At 69.5% G+C, this 5,966-nt stretch carries 5 protein-coding genes and 1 pseudogene; 4 read left to right on the plus strand and 2 right to left on the minus strand.

The genetic code is table 11. The annotated features are described in order from the left end of the window. Both metX and metW read left to right on the plus strand, forming a co-directional pair. Positions 1 to 394, plus strand: a pseudogene (metX, locus tag RMO04_RS06225) (homoserine O-acetyltransferase); the annotation flags it as partial. Further along, the gene (metW, locus tag RMO04_RS06230) at positions 391 to 1,050 is read left to right on the plus strand and encodes a methionine biosynthesis protein MetW (RefSeq protein WP_309643921.1); all 660 of its coding nucleotides are present in this window, start codon (positions 391 to 393) and stop codon (positions 1,048 to 1,050) included. The pseudogene metX and the gene metW, both read left to right, overlap by 4 nt. Here metW and RMO04_RS06235 read toward each other — a convergent pair. Continuing rightward, a complete protein-coding gene (locus RMO04_RS06235; RefSeq protein ID WP_309643922.1) occupies positions 1,047 to 1,325 on the minus strand; it encodes a hypothetical protein in 279 nt (92 codons plus the stop codon). The two genes, metW and RMO04_RS06235, sit on opposite strands and share 4 nt — an antisense overlap. 15 nt (positions 1,326 to 1,340) lie before the next feature. Next, positions 1,341 to 4,469, minus strand: coding sequence for an autotransporter outer membrane beta-barrel domain-containing protein (locus RMO04_RS06240; protein WP_309643923.1), 3,129 nt, complete (start codon positions 4,467 to 4,469; stop codon positions 1,341 to 1,343). 166 nt (positions 4,470 to 4,635) lie between these two features. Here RMO04_RS06240 and RMO04_RS06245 point away from each other — a divergent pair, with 166 nt between their 5' ends. Further along, on the plus strand, positions 4,636 to 4,977 hold the full coding sequence (locus RMO04_RS06245) for a helix-turn-helix transcriptional regulator (RefSeq protein ID WP_309643924.1): 342 nt from the start codon (positions 4,636 to 4,638) through the stop codon (positions 4,975 to 4,977). Between the two features lie 15 nt (positions 4,978 to 4,992). Then, the coding region (locus tag RMO04_RS06250) for a calcium-binding protein (protein WP_309643925.1) at positions 4,993 to 5,966 on the plus strand (974 nt) is incomplete at its 3' end.

A 5,966-nucleotide genomic window follows, 5' to 3' on the forward strand; every position in this document is an offset into this window, starting at 1 on the left:
CTGGGGGTTCGACGCCGACTTCCAGGTGGAGAGCTATCTGCGCCACCAGGGCGCCAGCTTCGTCGACCGCTTCGACGCCAACTCCTACCTCTACATCACCCGGGCGCTGGACTATTTCGACCTGGCCGGCGGCCATGGCGGGGTACTGGCCAAAGCGTTCCAGCGCGCGCGCGCCGTGCGCTTCTGCGTGCTCTCGTTCTCCTCGGACTGGCTCTACTCGACCGCCGAAAGCCGCGACATCGTACGGGCGCTGAACGCCGCCGGCTGCCGCGCCAGCTTCGCCGAGATCGAGACCGACAAGGGCCACGACGCCTTCTTCCTCGATGAGCCGGCGCTGGATTCGGCGCTGCGAGGGTTCCTTGAGTCCAACGCCGAGAAGCGGGGCCTGGCGTGAGCGGTCCCCTGCGCGACGACTTCCGCGAGATTCTGCGGCTCGTGCGGCCCGACGCGCGGGTGCTGGACGTCGGTTGCGGCGAGGGCGAGCTGCTGGAGCTTCTGACCCGGGAAAAAAACATCGACGGCCAGGGGCTGGAGCTGTCGTCCGACGGCGTCGGCGCCTGCCTGGCGCGCGGCTTGGCGGTTGTGCAGGGCGACGCCGACCGCGACCTGGACCACTTCCCGACCAAGGCGTTCGACTACGCCATCCTGTCCAAGACCCTGCAGCAGGTCCGCGATCCCAAGCACGTGCTGTCGGAACTGCTGCGGATCGCCGATCGCGCCGTGGTCTCGGTGCCGAACTTCGGCCACTGGCGGGTGCGGATGGCCCTGATCACCACGGGACGGATGCCGGAGACCCAGGCCCTCCCCGAGCCCTGGTGGTCGACGCCCAACATCCACCTCTGCACCCTGCGGGACTTCACCTCGCTGTGCGCGGACCTGAACCTGAGAATCGATTCCTGCGTCTCGCTGGCGCCAGGCAAGCCGCCCCGCCAGATCGACGCTGAGGGACCGCTGGAGAACTGGCGCGCGGAGACGGCGCTGTTTCTGTTGAGCCGCAGGGCGGAGTCCGAGCCGCCGCCTCCTGCCGCCAAGGCGGACCTGTTCGGCTAGAGCAGCCAGGCCGGCGCGGCATGGCCGCGGGCGGCGCGCAGGCTGATCAGGGCCATGCCGCCCTCGAACAGGCAGTAGGCGGCGACGAACAGCACCGGCGTCTCAATCAGGGCCATGGGGTCGACGATCACCAGGGCGACGGCCAGCGACAAACAGACGCAGGCGCCGAAGAAGGCGACTTTCGAGCGCCAGAGCGGCGGGCGGCCCGCCGTCCGTCTGGCGAGACTCACCAGCACTGCGGCCACCGCCAAGAGCCCTCCGACCAAGAGCGTCATACCTAAGTCCTTACTCTAAAACAGGAATCTCGCGATCACGCGGCCGTCATAGGCCTCATAATCATCGCGAATCTCCCCGCCAGCTTCGACCGCGAAGTCGAAATATTCTGCTTGGCCCCGAAGCGCCAACCGCAGAACAGGTCCGCCGCCGGAAAGTTCCGGGGCGGCCAGGCTGAACGAGGGGCCCCCGGCGACGAAGCGGGCGGTCGTGACATCCGCCCCGTCGCCGGAGACCTGACGCCAACCGGCGGTCACTTCCGGAACCCAGACGAAGGCGCTCTCCTCGCCCAGCCGCGCTCCGAAGGTGACGCCGGCGAAGGCGCCAAGCTGTGAACTCGAACGTTTGTCGATCTCAAGATCCACCGCCGCGCCGCCGCCGCTTTCGGTGCGTCCGTCTTCCTTCAGCAGGAAGAAATCAGCGCTGAGCTGGGGCTTGGCGAAGAAGGCGCCGGCCTCGAACAGGTAGCTGGCGTTGGCGTGGACAGCGAAGGTGGCGCCGCTCCAATCCGACTTGGTGATCCGCGACAGACTGGTGGCGGCGTCCGACAGCACCCGCGTGCTCTTCAGGTCCGCATAGCCGCCGGTCACGCCCAGATTCGCGGTCAGGCCGCCCACCGAGTCGCGCCAGTAGACGCCCGCCGAAAACACTTGGCCGCCGAGGGTCTCGGCGGTGGAGGAGCCGGTCTGGTCGACATCGACGTTCACGAAGCTTGTCAGCAGGCCGAGCGTCCCCAGGCTGGTGTCGGGCGCCTCGATCCCGCCGGCCAGGCCGAAGCCGTCGGCCTCGTAGCTGGCGCTACGGTCGATGTCGCGCTTGATCAGCAGGCCGACCTCCTGGGTCCAGACCCGCAGGCCGTCGCGGGAGAGCAGGGGCTGCTCCTCCTCGATGGCGCGATTGGTGGCGTCCGAGGCGGCGGCCAGCACCTGGAACAGGCCCCCGGAATAGTCCGGCAGGAACTGGTCGTAGAGACCGGCGAAGGTCCCGGCCTCCGTCTTGCCCAGTAGGGCGTCGCGCACGCCGGCGTCGCGGTCGAAGTTGGCGAACACCGCCTCGTAGGCCGAGGCCTCGGCGGCGTTCAGCCCGGCCTCTGTGGCGGTGCGGCGACGGACATCGGCGAAGATGGTGTTCTGGGCCGCGTCAACCCGCAGTTCGGCCTTGTAGAGCCAGGGCGTCGAGCCCAGCAGGCTCTGGTCCAGCGTGCCCACGGTCAGCGATCCCGCCTTCACCAGGCTGAAACTGGCGGGCGAGGTCAGCTTGGTGGCGAACCGCAGGCCGAGCTTGGCGCCCGTGGCCACATTGGCCGCGCCCGCCACGTTGAGCAGGGTCGACTTGCCGGCCACGGAATCGGCGGTCAGCACCAGCTCGCCGGTCGCGCCGACGTTCAGGCTGGTGAGGTTCAGCGTGTCGGTGTTGGTGGCCGTCAGCCGGCCCTTGACGATGTTCATGGTCAGGCCGCCGCCGGCGTCGGTCAGGGCGCCGGTCATCTTTGCCCCGCCGTCGATCACCAGGGTGTCGGCGCCCGAACCGAAGGCCACCTTGCCGTTCAGCACGCCGGCCAGCAGTTCCAGCCGCGCCGCGCCCGATCCGAACAGCACGTCGCCGGTGATGGTCGGCGTGATCTTGTCCGAGACGTTCGCCCCCTGGCGCACCGTGACGCCGGCGGTGTTGGCCCGCAGATCCAGCGCCACGCGGCTGCCGGTGACTGCCGCGGAGTCCGTTGGGGTGATCGTCGCGGCGATCGTGTGGACGTTCTCGATCAGTCGCAGGCCGCCCGCGGAGTCCAGGACCGCCGTGGCCGAGCCCTTGGTTCCGCTGATGGCCGCCGAGATCACGCCCGAATTGCCGAGATAGGCGGCCGAGGCGCCGGCGTCGATCTGGATGGCGCGGACGTCCACCGCCTCGGTGCTGGCGCCCGTGGCCTTGATCGAGCCGCCCTCGTTGCGGATCAGCGGCGTGGTGGTCCCGGCGCCAAGGCGCAGAGCCGTCGCATTGGCCTTGGCCGCGTCGGCGGCGATGGACCCCGAGACCCGGATGCCGCCGTCGATGACCACCTTGCCGCCAAGGCCGCCGAACTGGACGCCCATCGCGCTGGCGCCGTCATAGATGCCCAGGCCCTGGACCGTGCCCTTGATGTTCAGGCCATAGGCGTTGACGCCGGTCCCGCCCAGACCCAGCCGGATGTCGCGGGCGGTGTCGCCCACCAAAATGGCGGGGGCCGTGCCGAACGAGCTGATCGAGCCGGTGGCTTCAGACGCGTCGGCGACGCCATCGTCATCCTCGTCGGTATCCTTGGGGTCCAGGTCGGCCGGCGGCGCGTCGACCACGATGCCGCCGAACACATCGCCGCGCACCCGCACGGCCGGGCCGCCGACCAGCAGGTCATCGGCGTCCAACTTGGCGATCACGGCGGCCGTCGGCCGGCTTGCGTAGCGATAGCCCGTGGCCGTGACGGTGTTGCCCAGGATCAGCTTCCCGCCGACCCCCTGGTCAACGGCGACGCCCACGGCGTCCTTGCCCTGGACCAGGACGGAGGAGACGATCGCCACATCGCCCCCCACGGTTCCCGTGGTGTGGACACCGTACGATCGATCGCCGCTGACGGTGATCGCGCCGGCGGTGCGCAGGGCGCCGTCCAGCGCCGTCTCCACCGATATGCCCGCCGAGTCGTTGCCTTCGACCGCGATGCTCCCGCCGCTCATGATGATCTGGCCGTGGAAGGGCTGCGTGCCCGTGACCCGCACGCCGAACCGGCGATTTCCGGTGGCGAACGGACCGTCGTTGTCGCCGTCGGAGTCGGTGTCCTTGATCTCGGTGGTTTCGTCGATCTGGATGCTGCCGCTGATCTTGACCTCGGCCGTGGCGCCCCCTTGGACCAGGATGCCCGTGGCGTCGTCGGCGTTCTGGATCAGGATCGAGCCCTCGTGGGTGACATTGTTGTTGCTGTTCAAGGTGATCGCTGCGCCCGAGGTGAGCTTCAGCGAGCCCGCGCTGGTCACCTTGATGCTGTCGGGAGCGCCGCTGGCCGCCGTGGCCGTGGTGATCGCCGTGGTCCGCTCGTTGGCGATCGACGTTTCAGCGTGAGCCGCGCCCGCCAACAGGCACAGGGGAGAGGCGGCGGCGAGCAGGACGTGGCGCAAGGGCATGGAGTCTCCGGAACGGTGGCGTGCGCCTGTGGAACCATGCTATGGCTACGACAAGGCGTTATACGTGGCGTATCTACGCGTTTCATAATTACTGTACATAGCCCGTCGGGATGTTGCAAGATGGCTTTGCGGGCCATTGGCGCTCGCGGTCATGGAGTTGAGACAGATGCCAAGAAGCGCGGTCGATCCGGCGCGGGCCGCGGCGACCAAAAGCCTGCGCCAGGAAGCGGGGCGGTGGTTGAAGGCCGGGCGCGAAGCCGCCGGCCTGACCCAGGCCGAGCTCGCCGTGCAGGTGGGCCTGCGGTACTACACCTTCGTCTCCCAGGTGGAGAGCGGCCTTGGCCGGGTGCCGATCGAGACTCAGGGCGCCTGGGCCCAGGCGGTCGGCCTTGATCCCGCCGAATTTGCCCGCACCTTACTGCGATATTATGAGCCGGAACTCTTCCGGCTGCTGTTCGGGGATGTTGTCCAGGATGCGCCCAGCGCGCGTCTGGCCAACCGGGCTTAGGGACCTGCCGTTGTCATGACCAACGTCGTGCCGTTCACGCCGCGCGCCAGCGCCGGCGGCGGGTGGACCGCCGCCGAACGCGAACGGCTGGCGGACCTGGCCGATCGGCTCTCGGCCGGCGGCGGCAAGGTCGAGGCCGTCTACGGCGTCAGCGACGACGGCGATCCCTGGTGCGTGATCAAGGACGACAACGAAGAGGTCCTGGTTCACATCGCCCGGATCGACGGCCAGTTCGTGATCCATGACGCCGCGGCCGACGCGATCCAGGAGGGTGACACCCTATGGAGCGCCTGTGACCGCCTGCTGGGCCCCGACTGGCGCGAGCAGCGCGGCGACGTGGTCGTCTCGCTGAGCGGACGCCAGGCGCAGTTCGTCGTCGCCCTGGTGGTGGCCGCCGCCTTCATGCATGACGTCGAACAGGCCGACGCCGCGACCCTCCCCCATTCCCCAGCGCCCTCCGTGGTTCTGGGCGCGGTCGCCGCCCTCGCGCCGCTGGCCGCCACCGCCCAAACGCCGGATGACCCGCGCCACGAGTTGCTGGGCGCGCAGGACAACGCCGAGAAGCCCGCGCCCGCCGGGAGCGAAATCGAGTCGGAACCGATGGAGCCGCAGACCGCCACCCCCGCGGTGGTCGCGGCCACCGCAGCGCTGGAGCCCGTGGCCCGGGACGCCACCCTGCTTGAACCCCCGCCGGCGCCAGAGGACGACGTCCAGGTCCTGCGCGGCGGCGCGGGTGGCGACACCCTGCAAGGCGGAGACGGCGGCGACGAGATCTTCGGCGAGGGCGGAAACGACAGCCTCGACGGCGGGGCTGGGACCGACACCCTGCACGGCGGCGACGGGAACGACACCCTGAGCGGTGGCGGCGCGGACCTTGGTCAGTTCGATCTGCTGAGCGGCGGGGCCGGCGACGACAGGATCTTCCTGGCTTTCGACGCCGTCGCCACCGGCGGCGCGGGCGCCGACACCTTCGTGATCTCGGGCCAGGC

The sequence above is a fragment of the Phenylobacterium sp. genome, from assembly GCF_031412415.1.
Lineage (GTDB): Bacteria > Pseudomonadota > Alphaproteobacteria > Caulobacterales > Caulobacteraceae > Phenylobacterium.

Bases quoted from the DNA above. Each gene is read 5' to 3' on its own strand.
- RMO04_RS06235 (WP_309643922.1), bottom strand. From the start codon at position 1,325: ATGACGCTCTTGGTCGGAGGGCTCTTGGCGGTGGCCGCAGTGCTGGTG.
- RMO04_RS06240 (WP_309643923.1), bottom strand. From the start codon at position 4,469: ATGCCCTTGCGCCACGTCCTGCTCGCCGCCGCCTCTCCCCTGTGCCTG.
- RMO04_RS06245 (WP_309643924.1), top strand. From the start codon at position 4,636: ATGCCAAGAAGCGCGGTCGATCCGGCGCGGGCCGCGGCGACCAAAAGC.